At 49.4% G+C, this 20,826-nt stretch carries 14 protein-coding genes; 7 read left to right on the top strand and 7 right to left on the bottom strand.

The annotated features are described in order from the left end of the window. Positions 1–7: 7 nt before the first annotated feature. Genes OGV71_RS17735 through OGV71_RS17705 form a run of 7 tightly spaced genes read right to left on the bottom strand, consistent with a single transcriptional unit; the run spans position 8 to position 7,035 of the window. Positions 8–478 (bottom strand): YqeJ family protein, encoded by a 471-nt coding sequence (locus OGV71_RS17735; protein WP_016150237.1) that lies wholly within the window; start codon positions 476–478, stop codon positions 8–10. After that, positions 465–1,229 carry a winged helix-turn-helix domain-containing protein gene (locus OGV71_RS17730; RefSeq protein ID WP_286533768.1) on the bottom strand — a complete coding sequence of 255 codons (765 nt, stop codon included), beginning with the start codon at positions 1,227–1,229 and terminating at the stop codon, positions 465–467. Before OGV71_RS17730 ends, OGV71_RS17735 begins: the two co-directional genes overlap by 14 nt. Positions 1,230–1,284: 55 nt before the next feature. After that, a complete protein-coding gene (locus OGV71_RS17725) occupies positions 1,285–1,941 on the bottom strand; it encodes a fimbrial biogenesis chaperone (RefSeq protein ID WP_032949285.1) in 657 nt (218 codons plus the stop codon). Between the two features lie 7 nt (positions 1,942–1,948). Then, entirely contained in the window at positions 1,949–3,292 is a 1,344-nt protein-coding gene (locus OGV71_RS17720) for a fimbrial protein (protein WP_286533766.1), read from the bottom strand. Further along, entirely contained in the window at positions 3,289–5,766 is a 2,478-nt protein-coding gene (locus OGV71_RS17715; RefSeq protein ID WP_286533763.1) for a fimbria/pilus outer membrane usher protein, read from the bottom strand. The genes OGV71_RS17720 and OGV71_RS17715 overlap by 4 nt, the downstream gene beginning before the upstream one ends. Then, the gene (locus OGV71_RS17710; RefSeq protein WP_234400798.1) at positions 5,753–6,466 is read right to left on the bottom strand and encodes a fimbrial biogenesis chaperone; all 714 of its coding nucleotides are present in this window, start codon (positions 6,464–6,466) and stop codon (positions 5,753–5,755) included. Before OGV71_RS17710 ends, OGV71_RS17715 begins: the two co-directional genes overlap by 14 nt. A 14-nt stretch (positions 6,467–6,480) precedes the next feature. Beyond that, positions 6,481–7,035 carry a fimbrial protein gene (locus tag OGV71_RS17705; RefSeq protein ID WP_003019947.1) on the bottom strand — a complete coding sequence of 185 codons (555 nt, stop codon included), beginning with the start codon at positions 7,033–7,035 and terminating at the stop codon, positions 6,481–6,483. 462 nt (positions 7,036–7,497) lie between these two features. Between OGV71_RS17705 and OGV71_RS17700 the strand changes: the two genes are divergently transcribed. From OGV71_RS17700 to OGV71_RS17670, 7 genes are all read left to right on the top strand, one after another. Continuing rightward, positions 7,498–7,884: a hypothetical protein gene (locus OGV71_RS17700; protein ID WP_003019950.1), complete on the top strand. Its 387-nt coding sequence runs from the start codon at positions 7,498–7,500 to the stop codon at positions 7,882–7,884. Between the two features lie 9 nt (positions 7,885–7,893). Then, a complete protein-coding gene (locus tag OGV71_RS17695) occupies positions 7,894–8,727 on the top strand; it encodes an AraC family transcriptional regulator (protein WP_003019952.1) in 834 nt (277 codons plus the stop codon). A gap of 157 nt (positions 8,728–8,884) precedes the next feature. Beyond that, positions 8,885–10,351 carry an amidohydrolase family protein gene (locus OGV71_RS17690; RefSeq protein ID WP_086504085.1) on the top strand — a complete coding sequence of 489 codons (1,467 nt, stop codon included), beginning with the start codon at positions 8,885–8,887 and terminating at the stop codon, positions 10,349–10,351. Between the two features lie 86 nt (positions 10,352–10,437). Next, positions 10,438–11,877: a DHA2 family efflux MFS transporter permease subunit gene (locus OGV71_RS17685; protein WP_286533761.1), complete on the top strand. Its 1,440-nt coding sequence runs from the start codon at positions 10,438–10,440 to the stop codon at positions 11,875–11,877. A gap of 449 nt (positions 11,878–12,326) precedes the next feature. Further along, the gene (locus OGV71_RS17680; protein ID WP_204583523.1) at positions 12,327–17,657 is read left to right on the top strand and encodes a peroxidase family protein; all 5,331 of its coding nucleotides are present in this window, start codon (positions 12,327–12,329) and stop codon (positions 17,655–17,657) included. Between the two features lie 10 nt (positions 17,658–17,667). Next, positions 17,668–19,407, top strand: coding sequence for a type I secretion system permease/ATPase (locus tag OGV71_RS17675; protein WP_016150245.1), 1,740 nt, complete (start codon positions 17,668–17,670; stop codon positions 19,405–19,407). Then, positions 19,407–20,735 carry an HlyD family type I secretion periplasmic adaptor subunit gene (locus OGV71_RS17670; RefSeq protein WP_204583521.1) on the top strand — a complete coding sequence of 443 codons (1,329 nt, stop codon included), beginning with the start codon at positions 19,407–19,409 and terminating at the stop codon, positions 20,733–20,735. The genes OGV71_RS17675 and OGV71_RS17670 overlap by 1 nt, the downstream gene beginning before the upstream one ends. Positions 20,736–20,826: the final 91 nt, after the last annotated feature.

Here is a 20,826-nt window from a genome sequence, read left to right as displayed (position 1 = left end):
CAACGGTTTAACGCTGACAAAACACCGACGGCGAACGGCTGGTATAGAACTGCCATGTACTGCTATTGAGTCGCAATATGCTGAAATAAAATGGTTCTTTGGGTTTAAGGAAAAAATCTGGCAACGTTCTCGCTAACAATGGATGAATGTTAGTGCCACCGGAACTTGAAGCGACATTTCCGGACTCCATAAAGTAATCATCATCCTTGCGGGTAAAGGTAAACCAGACATTTTGATTTACCGCCAGCTTTTCACCGTTATTATCAGTGATTTTTCCGCGTAAAATAGCCACCCCATTGCTGCCATTAAAAACGTACCTGACTGAAATATCACCACGAATATCTGGATACTCCATTACTAATTCTCCGGAGCAATCAAAATGTGACCGCTGCCAGTTTTGTAACGTCATCGTGACAGCAATTGTTAACGCTACTGCTAAGATGATGCCAACACACCATTTTATATTACGTCCCCACATGTCTGGACTCCGCGAAATAATAATGGGTCACACAATCATTATCCTGCCAGCGGCTATATTGCTTTCGACAAGTTAATGCGGAGATCCGCGGGAAATTAGGATACAGCGTGAGATAAACCCAGGGATAGCTTTGACAATCCAGCGTACTTGTTTTGATAAACTGCTGGTGCTGATCAAATTTAAGCACATCCTGATTGGCGTACCAGTGGCATCCCTCCCCTACGCCTAAAGACACATAACGACTGAGTCTGGGATCAAACTGTGCCTCCCAGGTCACTATTGCGGCTATAACGCAGCACACAACACCCGCCAGAATCCAGCACAGTGAGCTCATACGCAGTGATTTTGTCACTGTATTTACCGACGTTACCGATGGCGTGACAGAGAGCTCGCTAAGCGGTTCTTCAATCTTCTGTTCCAGCACTTCCAGTTGTGGCTCCAGGCGGATCCCGACTTTCGGTACGGTTACGATAAGTTCTTCATTCAGGCTAAGTTCTTTAAACGCGCGACGAAGCAAGGAAATATTCTGATAGAACGTATTATTGGTGACCTGCGCACCGTTAATATACCAGACATGCTCAAAGAAATAATCACGTTCAATAACCTGCCCCTGTTGTTGAATTAATAAAAGTAAACAACGGGTTGCCGGATTGCTTAATGTTATACGTTTGGTCTCATCCGATTTCGCGTAGAGTACGTTCCGCTCTGGCCAGAATACAACGGTACTGTTAAGCAAAAACACGTGTGCCATTATGTTCCCTGAATATGGATTTTTGTCAATTTAGCTAGAGCGAGCACTGCCAGCGTTAATTTACGACAGTTGAAAATCCCCAACGATTTCCTTCATCGTTAATCACAGTAAAGTTTATCTTATTATTCAGCATTTCAGGAGGTGCTGACTTAAAAATTACCTGCCGGGAACGCGGTGAAACCACTATTCCAGTTATGGAATAGTCTCCTGAAGCTACATTAGCCAGAGATATGTTCCAGGAACTCTGATTAACAGCGTAAATCCCCCCGTTTTCATGGTGAAAACTCAGAAGATTGATGCTTTTTTCAGTCAACACACCTGTGTTTTTCGGTCTCCATAGGACTTTTAGCTGATTTCTTAACGTTAAGCGCACTTTTTCACCAGTTGAGCTATTTTTCAACTCCGCTGGAACCTGGTACACGTTGAGCCAGAATAACGACTCATAATCGTTGGCAAGCCCCGCCCCAGTCGTCATCACCTTTATCTCGCGTTGTTCACCGGGGAGAATTTTTAGCACCGGGGGAAGCACGATAAAAGGCGAACTGGCTTGTGATGGCCCTTTCTCTGGCGTGCCGTCATCTACCCAACTTTGAACCACCACGGGATAATTACCATCGTTGACTAACATCACCGAGCGTTGAGTCTCTCCGTGGTTGAAAATGACCCGAGTAGTACTGATGTTAACCGCCGCATGTAGGCCAAATGCCAGCATCCAGAGGCTACTGAATACGCAATAAAACTTGTACATGTGACTGGTAGCCCCCCGCCGTTAACGTATCTGCACCAAAACTTGCCAGACGAGCTTCGAAGCTTTCGCTGTAGTAATTGATGCCATCCTGGCTGCCATTTTGCTGCGTATTGCTGCCAATGACTGGCATCCAGCCGCCTTCGCTACCGCTGCCGACAGTTGATACCGCCATAAAATTCACCGGATTACCCGCACGGTAAACACGCACGCCAACGCCGCGAGCCCGCCCGGGAGCGCCATATTGCGTATCTAATAGCCAGGTTACGGTTTTACCAGTAATCAAATTAAAACCCCAGGCGCTGTTGACGCTGCTTTCCGGTGCAAGCAGCCCCATTGCGACATTGCTCTTCCCGGTCGCAACACCGGAAACCACCGTTGATTCGCAGGCAAATCCTATCTGGAAGGGCGCTGATGAATACTCCCCCTGCTTGAGCTGGGCCACGGAAATTGGCGGCAGATGCACAACGGGCGTAAAATCGGTAACCTGACACATTGCTGCACGTTTGACGAAGATCCCGTTATTGTACAGGCTAATCACTGACGGCCAGTCATTCGCCCAGCCAGCCCAGTTTCCTCCACGGTGCGGCTGACCTATCTTGATACCCCACGAAGTTGTACCGGGCCCACGAAAAACCACGTAAGCATTGGGATTCACATAACTATTGTAAGTAGCAGACTGCGCCTGGTTGGCGTAGTAGCGTGTATCCAGTGTTTTAATCAACTCGGCACTTATCGTCGAGAAGTTCTTGGCCTTAATCAGGAAGTTGCCATTGGTGTCAAGATCCAGGTTTTCCAGTGGGCGTTGCTGCCAGCTGTCGGTAAAGACGCTGCCTGTCGCATCGTGCGTCAAGCGTAATGCGACGTTTTTCATGATGGTCAGATACGCGCCAGGTACATCCGTTGCTTCATACCAGCCAGCCACGGTGTCATCGCCGTTAGTTGACCAGGCTTCATAGAGTTGCCCGGCGGTGTCCGGTGTACAACGGAAAAATACCTGCTCAGGATCGTAACCGCCGCCTTTATGAGCATAAGTGGTAAAAGGGATCCCGCCGCTGGAGGTCAGGATCGTCCCTGCCGGCTGAAAACTGCTATCACTGGTGATATCGACAGACTTACTCAATCCCGGCAATAGCCCGTTCCAGGCATCGTTGCCGCCGCCGGAGCGCCAGTCATTGGCAATGCCGTCCGTACTTGCACTAAGCCTGTGCGTACCTTGTGCGCCACTACTTCCTGATTTATATGGATAAATAATGTATTCACAGGCGGCCTGTATCTGACAAGAAAACAGCGCCAGAACCAGAAAAAATAGTCTCATGAGCGCCCTTTTGTTACGCAAGCTACCGTTAATGCAATTAACGGTTCTGTACGTTGTTGTTGGTTAAGTTTCCACGGCAACGAACAATCACTGCTTTCCAGCATCAATAGTCCCTCTTCTTCTTCAACGCGGGCATATACTTGGTTCGCCTGGGCAACCATCCCGACTACACGACCTCGACCGTCGGTCACTGCCGCTCCCATCGGTAACGTCACGTCACTCTTCACAGTGATGAGTAACGGATAGCCAGAGAGCGTTGCAAAACGCAGTTTTACTGCGGCCCCCGCCATTGGCGCAATGCGCCGTTGACTCTCCTGAAGCTCTGCGTTGGTGTTCATTCCGCTACCGTCGAGAGTCACATTGTTAAAGCGATAAGGTGTCAATGAGGGGACCAGCGCATAACCCCCACTGTTCACAGTTGCACCTTGGCCGCCCCCGACTCTGGCTCCCGCAGCGCCTGGCGCTTCCACCAGGGCAAATGTGTCGCCAACCCACGGGCCGGCAACAATGCCATGGCGATGTACAACAAGCGCCCCGCGTACCCCTGCAGACCATTGCTGATAGTTTTGTGACTGTGAGACGCTGCCGTTTAGCGTGCCGAAAGCCGTATTTTTTTGCAGTGAACCACCCCAGTCGGTCACGCTGTTTGACTCACCTTGCCCCTGTTGCCAGCCAGTGGACAGCGCGTAATTAAGGGTTTCATCCTGATCAAGCGCACCAGACAATGCCAACTGCGCATTGCGCCCAGCCTGTTGAGCCTGACTCGCCGACAGCGCCAGCGTATGCTCACGTTCACCTATACCCAAAGGCATTGAGAGGGTAAGCGTTGCCATGTTTTCTTTTTGCACTTGTGAACGGTCGCCGTTACGCCACCAGGTGTCCTGTCGGCTGAATGACATACCTAACGTCATTCGTCCAAAGGTGGTGTTATACCCAGCCTGCAACTGAGTGCTGCTGCCACGGTCACTGTAGTAATCCATCATTGATCCCGACAGCCATAGGTTTCCGTAGCTGCTCAACGTTTGGTTCACCGTAACGGTAAACTGGTTTTTTTGACGCAGCGTATCCGAGCGCCATTGCGCATTGCTTCCGCTGACGCTTCGCTCACCCAGAACGTCACCGTAGTCACGATACCCTTCTGTGGAATAGCGATAACCCGCCAGCGCGACGTGAGTTCCTATCGGAGTGAACGTTTTGCTCCAGTTGGTTTGCAGCCGCCAGCCACTCATGGTTTGAGAAGCAATCCGGGCCCGCGAACCGGTAACATCGACACCAAAAGCGCCCATCGACGTTGCCAGAACGCCTCCCATCAGGAGTGCCTGATAGTCGTCGCCGATCCGCAAAGCGCCATTAGCGGTCAGGAGATTCGTCATCCCGCGCTCAAGCGTGAAATCGGTAAACAGACCATCGGCGGCGCTGTAATCCCGGGTCTTACCTGCCACCAGACCGTAGCGCCAGACGCCGGGACGCAGTGATAAAGGTACGCTGGCATATGGCACGGTATAGCTACTCTTTTTGTTATCGGCGCCGGTGATTTCAACTTGTAAATCACCGTCCCAGGCTGTATTCGGCAAATCATCAAGTACAAAAGGGCCTTGTGGTACGCTGGTTTCGTAAAGCGTTCGACCATTCTGCTTGACCACAACGCGTGAAGGTGTAGATGCCGTACCACGAATTTCTGGGGCGTAGCCGCGTCGCGACTGTGGCCACATTCGTTGATCGGTTTCCAGTTTGACACCTGTAAACGCCATACTGCCAAGCAGATTTCCCGAGGTGTAGCTTTCGCCTACCGTCAGTAAACTTTCCAGAGATGCGACAGGGTGTTGAAGCCAGGTTTGCAGCGCATCCCAGCGTTGGCTTTCTCGATCGCCATCGCGCCGCCAGTTGGCAGACGACTGTTGGCGAAATTGCCAACTCCCCATGTTGAAGCCGCTGCTCAGTCCCAGCCAACCGTAATCACTTTGCTGACCGTTATTTTTATTGTGATAGGCGTGCAGATTGTAGTTACTGAACAACACGCTCTCGCCGCTTTGCCACTGCGACGGAGGTACATAATCCATGGGGGTACGTTTTAATGCCGCTTGAGGAACGCTGAGATTCAGACGCAATAAGCTCTGGTCAAAATCCCAGCGTCCACCGCTGATCCGAGCTTCAGGGGCGAAGCAATCCTGCGCTTGTTCCGACGCTGCTGTTACGCCCTGTTCATCCCAGAATTTCGCCGGAAGACAGGGGTCGGTACGCCCTGCTGTATTCTGGCGAAACAACACATCATCCCGCCCTACATACCGTCCATTGAGCCAGATATCCACGCTATAACGTCCCGCGACCACCGCATCCGGATCGTTGAGCATTGCCAGGCTTTTTTCGTAACCACTCCCAAGCAACAATGTTTCGTCAAAGGTGTAATCGCTGGCAAAAACAGGCATCGCAGCGGGCAAAAAAAGCCACCACCAGCGTGGATTAGTTTCGGACATTGTCCTGTTTCTCCAATGCCACGCGCCCGCTTAATGAGGCTCCCTGATCGTTAATCCAGCGCATATGCGCGTCGTTCAATTGCGGAATTTTTGCAGGCCACGACATTGTCGCCCACGGTGCGATCGTTTCGCTCTGAATGCGCTGTTTTTTTCCCGCACCGCTGACGTCAAGTGACGAGAGCGCAAGATAGAAACCACTGTTATTGCGTAAATGCAGCTTGCCATTCTGCAGCCAGACCCGGCTGGTGTTCGCCATCTCCAGCGGCGAACCCACCAGCCCTGTGGGTCTGACCAATACTTTTACGCGACTACGTACCAGCACCAGAAGCTGGTTATCGTTTTGCGCATCCTTACTTATGGGCGGGATCTGAATGAAGTTAAACCACCATAGCGATTCCCTGTCCTGTGCAACGGGTTTGCCGATGTAACGCAGCCGCACAGTTTGCCCCGCGTGGGCCGCCATCCGAAAGACCGGTGGCGTGGTGACAAAAGGAGCGGCCGCAGTTTGTGGTACTGATTGTGCATCGCCATCATCAAGCCAAACCTGAACGACACCAGGGACGTCGCCGCGATTAGTTAATTGCACACTGACTTCCCGGCTGTCTGCCGGATAGATTATCCGGTTGCCAGTCATCACTATGCTTGCCTGCACGCAGAAGCACATCATCATTCCAGCTAAACCAATAGCCAATCCTTTCATCACGCAGATCTCGCTTACAAATAGGAAATGGCGTATTGCACAGTGCCGACAACTGTCCCGGCGGTTGCCCCACCGTTCGGGCTAAAATACTGCACGGCAAAGTCGTGCTCACCGGACGTATTTCCGGCCGCAACGGTGATTCCTGCAACTGGAGTTCCAGTACGCAAATCAATCGGCGTAGTGCCCGCGCTATCGGTCAGCAGTTGTAATTCAACATTTTGCGCTGTACCCGTATTAGCCAGGTTTCCACGCTCGGTCATATTATTTGCAACGAAGACGGTTTTAATATCCAACGCATTAGAATCAACAGTACAACCAGTAACGCCGAGGGTGAATGTTGTCAGGCCTGCTGAAGATGCTGCTGCCGCGAGATCGCTTTTCGCAACCGACGGCAGTAATACTACCGGTCGTGCATTTACACCGTTAACCGTGACCTCGCAAGTTTGTTCGGTCACTTCGCCTTTAAAGGTGATGGTATTTGCTGAATCAGCATACGCTATCTGCGCAAACAATAACGCAAGGCCACCAGCTGCAAATATGTAACTGGTATGAGGATTATTGATTTTCATATTGTCTGTCCTTAATTAATAAATACATCGGTATCGTAATAAATAATTCAATAGTCCCTCTCCGCTGAGAGCGGAGTATTTATTGAGGGATACAGCGACGCCAGTAATGTCTTATGACTCCGTAGGATTAACCCTACGATGATTGCTAGTTTAAGAATAATCCCAGAGATTAAAACCTTTGTTTTCTCAAATCATATCAAGTCAATCTTAAGTAAGAAAAACAAACCATAAAATCTTTATATCTTATTGTTTTTATTGAGTTAATGCGATTTTGGTGTGATTAAGAAAATTTTTCTTAAATGCGTGAAAGCAGATGAATTCACAGATTTTCCTCTTCCCCTACGCACCTAAAGCAACATTTCTGGCTTGACTGAAGAATTTTTTGTCCCTTCTCTCTAATGATTTTGTCGTGGCAGGTATCTATGATTACATCATCACTAACGAAACATTTCAGGACCTAACATGAAAATTAACACCGATGATTTCCCGCGCGTCAGAATGGATTATTCAATAGAGTCAGATGCGTCCTCAAATGACATTCTGATTGCAATTTCAAAACTTTTACAAAAAAAACAGCCCTTTGTTTTTATCTGTAGCGGATTACCGACTGAAAGCAATAAAGAAAATGATGATGTTAATGAACGCCGCAAGATTACTACCTGGATGAAGGACAATAAAGCTGCTATTGGCCAACTGATTAAAGGCCATATTCATATCATTCCAGAGACTACTAAGCGCACAGAACTGGAAAGCTTTTCAGTAACCTTCGAAAGATTCTGGGGGTATCCTATGTTTATTGTTGCCACTGAAAACGAGGCCAGAGAGAAAGCTAACGCCCTTCTCTGCTAAGGAATACTGATGTTTATATTTAAGGTTGAGCCAACGTACGTGGAAGAGTTAGTGCAGCCAGTCGTGGTAATTGGTCTCGGTATGGTGACGGAACAATGGGAATTGCCGTTTCACAGTCATAACAAAGCTGAACTTTTATTTGCTGATACCGGGCTTATCACCTTAGAAACTGAACATGATTTGTGGATCGTCCCGCCTCAGGGGGCCGTATGGATACCTGGCGGACTCAGGCATCGGGCAAAATGTAGCGGAAACCCTCGTGGATTTGTGGTGTTCATAGAGCCAGGTACGGTGGAGAATTTACCTGAAACATGCTGCACAATGTCGGTGTCCCCCTTTCTGCGCGCCTTGCTTGAGCGAACTGCCGCGCTGCCGCAAAATTATTCGCATGAGAGCGCGGCATCGCGTCTGATAGCCGTTCTGTTAGATGAGATCATTGCAGCGCCGTTGGAATGGCTTCATCTTCCTATGCCAACTGACACACGCTTGCTGGCGCTGGCAAATACTATGCTGTCATTACCCTCTGAGCGGATAACGCTTGCGCAATGGGCTTGTCGGTTGAATATGAGCGAAAGGAACTTATCCCGGCTTTTTGCCAAAGAAACGGGATTTAGTATAAATCGCTGGCGCCGTCAGATGCACATTGTGAAAGCATTGCCATTACTGGCGCAAGGGCTATCGATACAGGTGATCGCGGATCAACTGGGTTATGAAAGCTCCGGAGCTTTTGTCACAATGTTTCGTAAAGCAACCGGCACACCTCCTCGTCGATTTATGGCTGAAAGGATGGCTGATATTCATTCACCTTTAAATATTCCTGCAGGTGGTTTTTACGAATACTAACGATGATTATCTGTATTTATACATGATAACCACTCCCTTCATTTTACATTGCTGAATATAAACCCAGCACACATATTATCTATTGCAATAAAAACTCTTCGTTTTAAGTAATGTGAGTTTTTATTGTTATGGTTATTTTTATAAGTCAGGAGGAAAAATGGAGTTGCACAAGAAAGTTATTCGTGGTGGTATTTATATTACAATGGATGCGAATATTGGTGATATTAAGAATGGAGCTGTATTGCTTGAGGGGAATATCATCAAAGAAATTAGCCACTCTGAACATGCTTTTGATCATCATCAGGATGCTGAGTTTATAGACGCACATGGCGCTATCGTTATGCCGGGCATGGTAGATGCACATCGACATAACTGGATGTCGCTTTTCCGTGGTGTTTCTACAGAAGAGTCATTACCTGCCTTTTTAATCAATACATTCTACGCGTTTGGAGGGGTATTTACAGCCTCAAATATGTATGCGGCAGTATTATCAGGAAATATCAATGCTATTAACGCAGGTACCACAACAGTCTATGAAATTAACGATTGTGTGAATACGCCTGACCATGCTTTTAATGCTATTCAGGGGATGAAGGACAGCGGAATTCGTGGCATCTATGCCTATGGTATGCAGGTCTATAACTTTGAACCGTCCGGTTTTAAATCTCAGGAGGATCGTCTCGACATGGCCAGGCACCTATCCTGTACACAATTCAACAGACAGGATCGTCTTGGCATGGGGATGTTGATTTCCGACCTCGGCACAGTCCCGTTTGCTCATTCGGCCCAACAAATCAGGCTCACTGATGAGTTGGGAATCAAATGTGTTTCTCATACTGGTGCAGCCAAAACCTCAATTCTGTTACGCGGTTTGAGAGAGTTGGATGATCATGGTTTATTACGCCCCGGCCATCTGCACGCTCACAGTAATGGTTTAACAGGCGAGGACTGGAAACTGATTGCCCAAACCGGCGGATACGTGGTCAGTACGCCATCAAGCGAACTGCAAATGGGCATGGGTTTTTTACCATACCGGGCATGCGTTGAACATGATATCCCCTTCGGTCTTGGCACGGATCTCACGGGCGTTACAACTGATGATCTGTTTACACAAATGAATATTGCACTCCAAATTGAACGTGCTCTGGCGAATGACCAAATTCACCAGCGTGACAGTATGCCTTTTGAGATCACCCCGACCGTTCGTGATGCGCTTTACTGGGCAACGATGGGGGGCGCAAAAGTGATGGGGCTTGCTGATGAGATTGGCTCGCTGAGCGTCGGTAAGAAGGCAGATCTAATTATCATTCGCCATAGGGAAGGTTTTGTTCCGATGATGAATTATGCTGGCGGTGTCGTACAAATGACCCACAGCAACGATGTTGATACTGTCATTGCCGATGGCGTTATTCGTAAACGTCACGGAAAACTATGTGGTTACGACCTGGCAAAAGTTGAAACGCTTGCACAAAGCGCATTTGATAGCCTTGCCAAAAAATCGAAATCTTTTAATACGCTGGCGGCCAGTGATATTGAGAAATTTTTCCGACTAGCTGAGCGTAAAGCATCGTATCATTTCGCACAGGCTTATAGTAAAGAGTATTTTGATCGTACATTGAATTAATAATTCACCCTGCTTTCACGCCATTCGTGTATTCGGATGGCGTTATTTTATATCTATTGATGACTTTCTGAATAAATGTGAAAACAATGAAATTAAGAAGACCAGAAAAAGAAGTGCACTCACCAGTACTGATGTTGAGTACCCTGATGCTTGGCGTATTTACAGGATTATTCAGTGAAACAGCGCTAAACATGGCATTAACCCAATTGATGCATGAATTTTCCGTGGTTGCAGGCGTTGCGCAATGGTTGGTTACAGGGTATTTATTGACGCTGGCCGTATTCATGCCGGCATCAATCATATTGATGAAGTGGTTCAGTACCCGGTCATTAATCATCATTGCGATTTCACTCTCTTTTCTGGGGTGCCTGATTTCAGGTGTCTCAGAAAACATGATGATGTTAATGACCGGGCGTATTGTTCAGGCTATTGGCACCGCGATACTGCTACCCGTGCTGATGAGCGCGGCCTTACTTATTTTTCCGTTGCATCATTGTGGAAAAGTAATGGGAATAGTCGGTGTTTCTATTACTCTGGCGCCCGCGTTAGGACCAACAATATCAGGATTAATTATTACCGTGCTGAACTGGCGGGCGATATTTTTTATATGTGCTTCAATGTATATCGCAGCATTACTACTGGCCATTGTTGCAGCAGAAAATGTTGGGGATATTACTCATCCGCGCATTGATGTGATATCGCTATTATTATCATCCATCGGGTTTGGCGGCATCATCTGCGGGTTGGCTGCGTTGTCTGAAAATCCTGCGTCATCAGTCCACTTCTGGGGCGTTTTCCTGATGGGAATTCTGTGCCTTATCGCATTGTTCTGGCGACAAACCAGAATTCGTTATCCATTGATCAACACAAAAATATTCTCATGCCCGATATTTACAGTCGGCTCGCTTATCATGATGATGAGCATAATGAGCGTACTTGCCACCGCGATTATATTGCCCATCTATTTTATTGATGTCCTGGTAATGCAACCTGCTATGGCCGGTCTGATTTTACTGCCGGGTAACATCGTGAATGTTCTCTTTTCCCCGCTGATTGGTGCCCTCTATAACCGCTATGCGATGAGACCTTTTATTGTACTTGGTTCTCTGTGCCTCGCATTGAGTGCAACGATATTCCTTATAATTACTCATGGATTCGCAGAGCAATGGGCGATTGCCGCCGCGTTTATGTTGTTATGCTTTGGTGTAACGTGCATTATCATGCCGGTACAAACAGCGGCTTTGAGTTCTTTGCCTAAATCTTTATATTCTGATGGTACATCTGTCTGGAATACGTTGTATCAAATCTCCGGTGCCGCCGGAGCCTCGATCGCAATCAGCCTGATGTCATCTTTTACCGCAAGAGCGATGAATGGGAAAGCCAGTACACCTGAGATTTTCGCCTTATCATCAGGAATTCATTCGGTATTTTATTTTATTTTATTCCTGGGGCTCGCTTCATTAGTTGTATCATTCTGGTTACGAGAGCCACAACAAGAAACCTCACCCGATACATTAATCAACTGATATTGTTACTGTTTTTATTAAAACAAAATGACATTTTTTGAAATGTAAAGAAATGAAAATGCATTCTTATTCATAGAAAAGTATGAGTGAAGTCGGCAAAGGAAAAACCATAGTTATGATCATAACAAAAATGTAATACGAGGTTAAAAAAACGACGCCTGTGACCTTGAGAAGACTCAGTCTTCTCAAAACCGCGTGCCCTTAATATGTACGCGGTCCCACTCCGGGTCGCAAAATCGAATAAATAAGGTCTGACTCTTATTTTCACTAAGTAATACACTGGAGAACAACGCTAACCCGGTTGTGGATATCTTCAATATTTTAAAACATGGAGTCAAAACATGTAATAACCATCAGGTATCTTATACGACTCATTCTTCTGTCTGCTTTTGTAAGCAGAAGAAAAGAGTGGTGATAGCCAATACAAGTAAAGATAGGGGTAATGACTTATGGCCTCACAATATGACTTTACTGTCACCCTCCACGATCTTGCTTTTATTCTTAAGCAGATCAAAATATCCGAAGCGGCAACTAACCCAGACGGGAGCGTTAATGCTGAAATGCTTCGGGAATTAGTCTCCAGCCCACTCTTGCCCTATGGACTTCGCACGGTAGATGGTTCATGGAATAACCTTTTACCAGGTCAGGAATTATACGGCTCTGCCGATCAGACAATGCCGAGATTAACCGCATTAAACTGGCAGGATGCGGATCAAATGACCAGCTATATCCAGATTGGCGGTACGGTCATTGATGCCGACCCACGAATAATTAGCAATTTAATTTCAGACCAGACGGCCTCAAACCCGGCCGCGCTTGAGGCTTTTAACGCATTAAAAGATGCGCCCGGCGGCGGGACTGTTACTGGGGATGGCAGCTTATCCATCCCCAATCAGTCTCCCGATATTGGGCTCTCCCCTGCGTTTAACGGCTGGATGACCTTCTTTGGCCAGTTTTTCGACCATGGTCTGGATCTGATTCCGAAAGGAGGCAACGGTATCGTTTTCATTCCGCTCCAGCCCGATGACCCTTTATATGTTGAAGGGTCGTCGACAAACTTTATGCTATTAACCCGGGCAACGGTGGATGAAAACCGAGAGACAGTAAACCTGACAACCCCCTTCATCGACCAAAACCAAACCTACACCTCCCATCCTTCACATCAAATTTTCATCCGCGAATACGTCATTATTGATGGGAAACCTGAGCCTACCGGGAATTTATTGGGTGGTGCAAACGGTGGACTGGCGACCTGGGCTGACGTTAAAAACCAGGCTGAAACCCTGCTTGGCATTAAACTCACCGATCAGGACGTGTTTAATGTTCCCCTGCTGGCAACGGATCGCTACGGTAATTTGATTTTAAGTGAAAACGGAAAGGTACAGATTGTTACCACCGGGGGGCTGGTTGAAGCCAACGGAGGCCTGTTACCCGCGGAGACGTTCCGCACCGGTCATGCGTTTCTGGATGACATCGCTCATACTGCCGTGCCAAAAGCTGGTCTGCTGGCAGATGATGACAGCGCCATCGGCGGAGAAGGACCGCAACCGGCAGGAACCTATGATAACGAACTGCTCGATCGCCACTTTATCACCGGTGACGGGCGCGGGAACGAAAATATAGGTTTAACCGCGGTGCACGCCGTTTTTCACAGCGAGCATAACCGCCTGGTTGAGCAGTATAAAACCACTCTGCTGGAAACCGGCGATATCGACCTCATTAACCAGTGGTTGATGCCCAACCACCAAATCACGGAATTACCTGCCGATACCAATACTCTGGTATGGAACGGTGAGTACTTATTCCAGGCAGGCCGCTTCTCCACGGAAATGCAATATCAGCACCTCGTATTCGAGGAGTTTGCCCGTACCGTACAACCTGCCGTCGATCCGTTTGTCTTCTCCAACACGGCGGATATCAACCCGCTGATCTTTGCAGAATTTGCGCATGTTGTTTACCGTTTTGGGCATTCAATGCTGACAGAAACCGTGGCGCGTACCGACATTGATATGCAAAGCGGTGATATTGACCTGATTTCAGCATTCCTGAATCCGGTAGCATTTAATCAAATCAACGGGACCACCGTTACGGACGATCAGGCTATTGGCGCAATCGTGCGTGGTATGACGCGTCAGGTGGGTAATGAAATTGATGAATTTATTACCGATGCTCTGCGTAATAATCTCATCGGCCTGCCCCTGGATTTAGGCGCGCTTAATATAGCCCGTGGCCGTGACACCGCAATGCCGACGCTGAACCAGGCCCGCGAGCAGTTTTTTGCTTTAAGCGGCGATAGCCAACTGAAGCCTTATACCAGTTGGGCTGACTTCACTACCTACCTGAAAAATCCCGCTTCAATCATTAACTTTATGGCCGCCTATGGTCAGCACGAACTGATCCTCAGCGCTACCAGCCTTGAAGGTAAACGCGCAGCGGTTAACTTCCTGTTGTTTGGTGATGCTAACAATTCCCCGCCTGCGGATGCGATGGATTTCTTTAACAGTACCGGAGCGTGGGCAACCAAAGAGACCGGTCTGAATATGGTCGATTTCTGGATTGGCGGGCTGGCTGAGCGCAAAAATGAATTTGGCGGCATGCTCGGCTCAACCTTCAACTTCGTCTTTGAAACACAAATGGAAATGCTTCAGGACGGTGATCGTTTCTACTATCTGAGCCGCGTTCAGGGGCTGAACTTACTCAATGAACTGGAGGCCAACTCGTTTTCCGCGCTGGTAATGCGTAACAGCGATCTTGGTGATGAGGGTTCCTCCCACCTGCCCGCTAATCTGTTCCAGACACCGGACCATATTTTTGAAGTGAACCGCGTGCTGCAAACGGAAATCGACCCAAAATGGGGTAATCCACTGAAGGATCTGCTCTCGCCGTTGTTGGTGCGTCGCGACCCAGGGGTGGATGTTGACGGCGATAGTTTTGCCGATGGTGGGTATCTGAAATATACCGGCGATGGGCATGTGGTGCTTGGTGGGACGGCAGGCAACGATACGTTAATCGGCGGTAAAGGGATTGACAGCCTGTGGGGTGATGGCGGAGATGACCGACTGGACGGCGGTGACGAAGCCGATGTGGTCCATGGCGGTGACGGTGATGACATTATTACCGATACCGGAACGCCTGTTGGTGATGCGGACTTCCTGCATGGCGATGCCGGACATGACGTTATCTTCTCCGGTAACGGAAACGATCTGGTCTTTGGTGGCAGCGGCAGCGACTTCGTGGTGGTCGGCGAAGATGCGCAGGAGGTCTTCTCGGGTCAGGATAACGACTTTGCGCTTGGCGGCTCGGGTGGTGATTTCCTGATGGGCAACGAAGGCGATGACTGGCTGGAAGGCGGCGACGGGTTTGACACGCTGGCGGGTGACAACTCTGAGTTGTTCTTCAACAGTACCATTATCGGTCACGATGTCCTCAACGGTCAGGGTAACGACACCGACTACGATGGCGAAGCCGGTGACGACATCATGGTTCAGGGCGCGGGGATCCAGCGCAATAATGGCATGGCCGGTTTCGACTGGGCTATCCATAAAGGCGACCCAAATGGCGCTAACTCTGACCTTGGGATCCCTATTTTCGTCAACCAGCAGGAGTTTATTCTACGCGACCGTTTTGATCTTGTTGAAGGGCTGTCGGGCTGGAAACACGACGATATCCTGACCGGAACAGAACAGCCGATAGGTACTGCGCCTGTTCAGGGCGTTCCCCTCTCTAACAACCTGACCCAGGAAAGCGCGGACCGGATCAACGGTCTACAGGCTATTCTCGGCGTAGAGCGTTCTACAAATCCGGACGCGGTGCTACTGAATCCTGATGATGGTAGCGATATTTTACTCGGCGGTGGTGGTAGTGACCGCATCATGGGTAAAGCTGGTAACGATATCATTGATGGTGATGCGTGGCTCAATGTTCGTATTGCCGTTACGGGTATGGCGGGACTCACCAGCGCCGAAAGTATGGCCGAACTGAAATCGTACATGCTGGCCGGCACGCTGAAACCGAATCAACTGTCGATTGTGCGCGAAATTCTGCATGAAGGTAACGGCACGGAAACTGACGTCGCGGTGTACCGTGATGTCAGCAGCAACTATGTCTTTACCCGTATGGCGGACGGTAGCCTGCGCGTCGATCACGCTACGCCGGATGCCGCGCTGAACCTGAATGATGGCATCGATCGTCTGTTGAACATCGAAAAACTGGAGTTTGGCGATGGGAAGCAGCTGTGGGTGACGGGGCAACAAGCGACGGGCGATCTGATCATCAGCAATCCTAACCCTTCGGTGGGTGACCTGCTGCGCGTCAACGTGGCGAACTTGCTGGATGGAAACGGGCTGGCGGCGGATGTGGCCATCACTATGACCTGGCAGGCTTTCGTCAACGGCCAATGGCGAGATCAGGCAACAGGCGTTGAGTTCAGAGTGCCTGGCGCTATTCAGGGCGCACCGTTGCGTGTGGTCGCCAGTTTTAACGACCGCATGGGTGACGCTGAAACCCTGATGTCGGCACAAACTCAGGCAATCCTCCCGCGCAATCAGGCCACGACCGGTGTGCCAGTAATTAACGACCTCACCCCAACTGAAAGCCTGACGCTGACAGCGGTGGTTTCAGGCATTTCTGACGCTGATGGTCTGAGCGGCGGTAATTTCACTTATCAATGGAGAATGAGTTCGCCAACCGGATTCGTCAACATTAACGGTGCGACATCCGCTACCTATACGCCGGGCCAGGCTATGGTCGGCAGAACGTTGCAGGTGGTCGTTACCGTCGTCGACGATGAAGGCAACCCCCCTGTTGTCCTGACGTCGACCACCACCCAGCCTGTAGGCGATCTGATTGTTGGTACCAACGGGGCTAACACCCTCGTCGGTACTGCCTGGAGCGATATCCTGCGCGGTGAAGGCGGTAATGACACCTTACTTGGCGGTGCAGGTGACGATCTGCTCATCGGCGGTGCTGGAAACGACAATCTCTCTGGTCAGGCGGGACAAGATATTCTGCAAGGTGATGCCGGTAACGACACGCTTGATGGCGGGCTTGGTGCCGACAGTATGACCGGCGGCGCGGGCGATGATACCTACATCGTTGATGATTTCGGTGATGTGGTTATCGAAGGTGTAAATGGCGGCACGGACGTTGTCCGAACCAGCCTCAGCAGCTACGACCTCACCGATAACGTGGAAGAACTGGTATTTACCGGCAACGGCAGTTTTATCGGTACCGGTAATGCCATTGCAAATACCATTACGGGCGGTTCTGGTAACGACTATTTGTTTGGTATGGGCGGTAACGACCAGTTGTTTGGTGGTATCGGGAATGACTTCCTCGATGGCGGAGATGGCGCTGATAACTTGCAAGGTGGTGTTGGCAACGATGTCATGATTGGCGGTGCGGGCGCGGATACCCTCTCCGGCGGTAGCGGGGACGATATTCTCAATGGTCAGGAAGGTAACGACATTCTGGACGGTGGTACCGGGAGTGACATCTTCGCCTTTGGGGCCAACTTTGGGCAGGACCGAATTACCGGTTTTGACAGTAACCCCAACGGCGGGCAGGACTTCCTTGATCTCGTCTTGTTAGGTATCAATGCGGGTAATTTTGCCAGCAACGTGTCTATCACCGGAAACAATGGCAACACCATTGTGACTATCGGTACAGACACCATCACATTGGTGGGCGTCAATTCGACCACCGTGAATATTGGTGACTTTTATCTGGAAATGCCCACTACCCTTGCCAGCAACAATGGCAATAGTTCATTGATCGTATAAGGAGAAGACTATGTCGCGCCAGCATACGCCAACAGAACTGAATGATGCATTAAAGGGAACGAAACCCACTTTTCTGATGCTGCTGTTTTTTAGTTGTGTGATTAATATGCTTATGCTGGCGCCGGCAATTTATATGCTACAGGTTTACGATCGTGTGCTGGTCAGTAAAAATACCACCACGCTGTTAATGTTAACCTTATTGATTGTCGGCTTGTACATCGTTATTGCCATGATTGAATCTGCCCGCGCGCAGGTTATGGTCAGGCTTGGCAACAGGCTGGATATAAAGCTAAGTCAGTTGGTCTTTAACGCAGCCTTTAAAAGAAAGATGGTTACCGGTGATAACAACCCGGCGCAATCTTTAGCCGAACTGGATCAGATCCGTCAGTTTCTTTCCGGGAATAGTCTGTTCGCCTTACTGGATATTCCCTGGACGCCGATATATCTTTTCATCGCCTTTTTGGTCCATCCCCTGCTGGGATATCTTTCTCTCGGCGGAATAACATTATTATTTATTCTGACGCTGGTATCTGAAATCTCTACCAAGCGCCCGATTCAGCAAGCGCACGCCTTAACCATTAACAATGCCAGCAAACTGAATAAACAGCTGCAAAACGCCGATGCCATTGAAGCGATGGGGATGCTTTCGACCCTGAAGTCCAACTGGCAGGAGCAACATAACAAAGTGCTGGCGCTACAAACACAGATTGCCGACAAAACGGCCGGGTTAAGCAGTCTCAGCCGCTTTGTGCGGGTATTGCTGCAGTCGATTGCGCTGGGCGCCGGGGCTTTACTGGTGATCGGCGGCCATATTACCCCGGGCTTGATGATTGCCGCCTCGATCATTCTTGGCCGCGTCCTCAACCCGGTAGAGCAAGTCATTGGCAGCTGGAAGCAGTTCGTGCAGTTTCGTAGCGCGTGGCATCAGCTCTCAACCTTGCTGAAGGAGTATCCGGCGCCGAAAGAGGTACTGACCCTGCCGCGTCCGAATGGCAACATCAGCGTCGAAAGCGTCTTCGCTGCAGCCCCCGGCCAGCCTTCCCCGCTACTGCGTAATATCTCATTCCAGCTGGAGCAAGGTGAAGTGCTGGGGATTATCGGTCCTTCAGCCTCAGGAAAAACCTCGCTGGCAAAGGTTCTGGTTGGTGTCTGGAAACCGTTATCAGGGAAAGTCAGATTAGATGGCGCAGATATATGCCAGTGGGATAAAGCGCTGCTGGGCCCGTCTATTGGCTATCTGCCGCAGGATGTGGAACTGTTTGACGGTACCATCGCACAAAACATTGCCCGCTTCGCGCAGAATGACAGTGAGCTTATCGTCGCCGCCGCATTACTGGCAGGCGTTCATGAGATGATCCTGCGCTTGCCGCAAGGTTACGACACACTGCTGGGCGCAGGTGGATACCAGCTCTCCGGTGGGCAGCGGCAACGCATCGGGCTGGCGCGCGCCGTGTATAACAATCCTGCGTTTATCGTGCTTGATGAACCGAATGCCAATCTTGACGACGCGGGCGAATTTGCACTCGTTAAAGCCATCAATGCCCTGCGTACCCAGGGACAAACCACAGTCATTATCTCACACCGCCCGACGCTGCTCGGCGTGGTCAATAAGGTTTTGTTGCTTAACGATGGCGTTATACAGGAGTTTGGTACCCGCGATCAGGTTTTTGCCCATTTGCGTCAGGCCAACGTACTGAAACCGGTGGCTACGCCTTCTCCATCCACGACTGAACAGCAACGTGAGGCTTGATGATGAAAAAGAATCCCCACAACACGGCCTCTGCTGGCGTAGATACCAATATCTGGTCACCGATTATCCGGGGCGTGATCGTCATTGTGCTTGGTGTCGGTAGTTTTATCCTCTGGGCAGTGCAAGCTCCGTTAGATGCGGGCGTGGTCGCCGATGGTACGGTAACCGTATCGAGTAACCGCAAAACCATTCAGCATCTGAGCGGTGGTCGGGTAACCGATATCTTTATCAAAGAAGGCGACTTCGTGAAGAAAAATCAGGTCCTCGTCCGGTTGGATAAAATGCAGCTTGAAATGCGTTTCAGCGCGTTGAATGCCCAGTATATTTCTGCAAAAAGTATCGAAGATCGCCTGTTAGCAGAACGCGATGGCCTGGATGTGATCCGCTTTAATACTACGCTGACGCAGCAATTCTCTGGCAATAAACGGCTATCAGAAGTCAGAAATCTGCAGGCTAAACTTTTCGATACCCGTCGCAAAACGATTCAGGATGAACTGTTGATGATTCAGGAGACGCTCGATGGTCTGGTTGGACAGACGGATAATCTCAATAAAATAAAAGGCTATCGCGACCACCAGTTTTCTCTGATTAACCGGGAGTTAGGGGCTATTCGCGCGCTGAGCGAAAAAAACTATTACCCCAAAGCACAATTACTGGTGCTGGAGCGCGAGGCAGCAGAAATATCTGGCAGCGTTTCAGAAGATATTCTCAACATTGCCAAACTGAAATCGCAGCAGAACGAATTAAAAATTAAAGCCTACCAGGTGCGTCATCAATATTTACGTGAAGTTGAGTCTGAACTGACGGAAAACCAAAAAGAAGTGGCAATGCTGGAGGATGAATTGGTATCAACGCGTCATGAGCTGGATAACACCGAGATCCGCTCACCGATTAACGGTATTGTGCTGGATGTTAAAGTCAGTACCGTGGGCGGCGTCATTCAGCCTGGAGAACATTTGATGGATATCGTCGCCGCCGGACAACCGATGCAAATTGATGCCAAAATACCCGTACATGCCATTGATAAACTGGTCCCCGGTTTAACCGTTGATGTGCTGTTCCCTGCCCTTAACCATGCGCTGTTACCGTCGGTTCCGGCCCAGGTTCTGACTATCTCTGCGGACCGCTTAATTGATGAAGCCACTCAGCAGCCTTACTACCTTGCGGAAGTACAGGTTTCAGCAGAGGGCGCGCGTTTGCTGGGCGATTACAAAATTAAAGCGGGAATGCCCGCCAGCGTGACGATCAAGACCGGTGAACGAACCCTGATGAGTTATCTGTTTAAACCGTTGATTGCCCGTCTGGAACTGGCTTTTAAAGAGTATTGATCCATCCATTGCCGGTATGACGTACGGCTTGTCGCGCCATACCGCTTTCTGCCGTTGCTGGCAGCTTTGCTTTCTTGTAACCTTCTTCCCG

Origin of the sequence: Citrobacter sp. Cf088, assembly GCF_030334295.1 — a bacterium.
GTDB classification, from domain to species: Bacteria; Pseudomonadota; Gammaproteobacteria; order Enterobacterales; family Enterobacteriaceae; genus Citrobacter; species Citrobacter freundii.
This window is presented reverse-complemented; position numbering and strand designations above follow the sequence as displayed.